The sequence below is a fragment of the Arthrobacter sp. 05T47 genome (genome assembly GCF_056395825.1).
In genome coordinates this window covers 1-1,942 of sequence record NZ_JBFTKG010000109.1, presented here as the reverse complement: position 1 = coordinate 1,942, position 1,942 = coordinate 1, and the positions used below count along the sequence as shown (strand labels likewise).

At 62.8% G+C, this 1,942-nt stretch carries 1 pseudogene; it reads left to right on the top strand.

Going from position 1 to position 1,942, the window contains the following annotated elements:
- Positions 1–1,396: 1,396 nt before the first annotated feature.
- Positions 1,397–1,942: pseudogene (locus AC1DEY_RS23050) on the top strand (hypothetical protein); the annotation flags it as partial.

Here is a 1,942-nt window from a genome sequence, read left to right as displayed (position 1 = left end):
GTCCAGCGCAGCGTCAGCGAGGAAACCTGGAAGCYTGCCGTTTCCAGTCTCACTGGGCCTCGGCACTACGGACCTCCGTCTCCCCAAGACCGGCGTCGGTGGCACGCCGTAACTGTCGTTCGGCAGACCGCTAAAACAATCAACACGGCATTGAACTGCCGGCCCGAACCCGGATTGGGCGTCGACGATCTCTGCCGGTGCGCTGCGAACTGCCTGCCCACGAATGTCCTCCGGAGCGTCGCGGAGACCATAGTCCGGCCGGGACTGCGAGGAGTGGATAGGTCCGTGCAGATGGCAGCTCTGGCCGGTGAGCTCGGCGTCACTGAGAGGTACATCGCGGTAAATATCGGCTTTGCCCGGCAGTTGTACCGAGCGGCTTGGCGCGTGCTTCAGCACGAAGTGAATAGAGCGGCTCTGTAGGTCATGGGTGTTCGACAATGGGTTGGGCGATGAGTTGGTTCCGAGGAGTTGGCCGCCGGCAGTGGTTCGCTGCGGGGCTGATGGTCCTGCTCATAATGAGTGCAGTCTTCCTACTTTGGCCTTCCGATGGGTTCAGCGGGCAGGTCGCGCCAGCGACGTCCGCGGCCGCGCCGGCAACGGCGAGGCCGTCAGGCGCTTCCACGGAACGAGGGGAGCCCTCCGCAGGTCCTAGTGAGGCCGCCATAACGGCGGAGGCAACGCGTGATGGTTTGCCACGTACCCGCGATTACCGGGCGCTCGCTGTAGCCGCAGCCCAGGGACTCTACTCCTGGGACAGTCGATCGTCGTCGTACTCGGACGTATACGCCAAGGTGCGGTCTTGGTGGGAGCTGCTGCCTGATGGATCCAATCCTTTATCTGTACTGGTTAGGGAGTTTGAGGGAACTGGCGTGACAGCGGGTACGTTCACGAGGCTGGCAGGTCAGTCTGCTCGCCGAAGCGGCACCGCAGAGTCCCTGCGTTGCGATCTTGAGTTGGCCAAAGTCCAGGAATATCCGGCCCCGTGGGAAGGCCTTCACGTTTGCACGGTGACGGTGCAAGTTGTGGACGAGTCCAGCAACGGCAGAAATGCTTATGCGGCACCGGTCACGGTGATGGTCAACTGTCCTCCTGCCGCCACCGCTCCATTTGGGCGCTGCGCCATGGTTGCCTTCTACGCGACCGCAGAGAGAATCGTCTACTAGTGGCTGCAGTGGGGGCCGTCCCAGGCCTAATCCGGCGCCGAACATTGCTGAAGGTCGTATCGGCGGCCGCTTCCCTCGCTTTGTTTGTTGGCGCTGTGGCATTTGCCGGAGGCGTGGCTGCGATAACTGGTATGGCGCGTCAATCCGCAGTTGCTTGTACACCAGAGGGCACCGAGGTGACCACTGCGCCTAACGTGACTGGTGCTGGCTTGGAAGTTCGGAATGCTGGGCGATTGCTCTACGAGCTGACGCCTCGGCAGGAGAGCATTGCACGGACGTACATCGCGGTCGGCAAGCAGCTTGGAATATCGCGCTCCGGGCAGATCATTGCCATTATGATGGCGCTGCAGGAGTCAAGTCTGCGCATGCTCGCAAACCCCAGCGTGCCGGCTTCCTTGCACTTTTCTAATGACGGAGTCGGACGTGACCACGATTCGATCGGGTCAGCCCAACAGCGTCCGGCGGCGGGCTGGGGGACAGTTGAGCAGCTGATGAACCCCTCCTATAACGCGCGTGCCTTCTACGGCGGCCCGTCGGGGCCGAACCGCGGCAGTCCTCGGGGGCTGCTGGACATCCCCGGTTGGCAGGCCATGGACAAGGGTCTGGCTGCCCAAGCCGTCCAGGTGTCTGCCTTTCCCGAACTGTATGCGCGTTGGGAGCCGGCTGCGACTGCAATTGTTGCTGCGCTTGAGGCTGGCACTGCTCCGGCACCCTGTGCCAGTTCCTTCCCAGCGCCGCCTGCGGGATCTTCACGCAACGCGAGTCCGCTACGGCAGGAC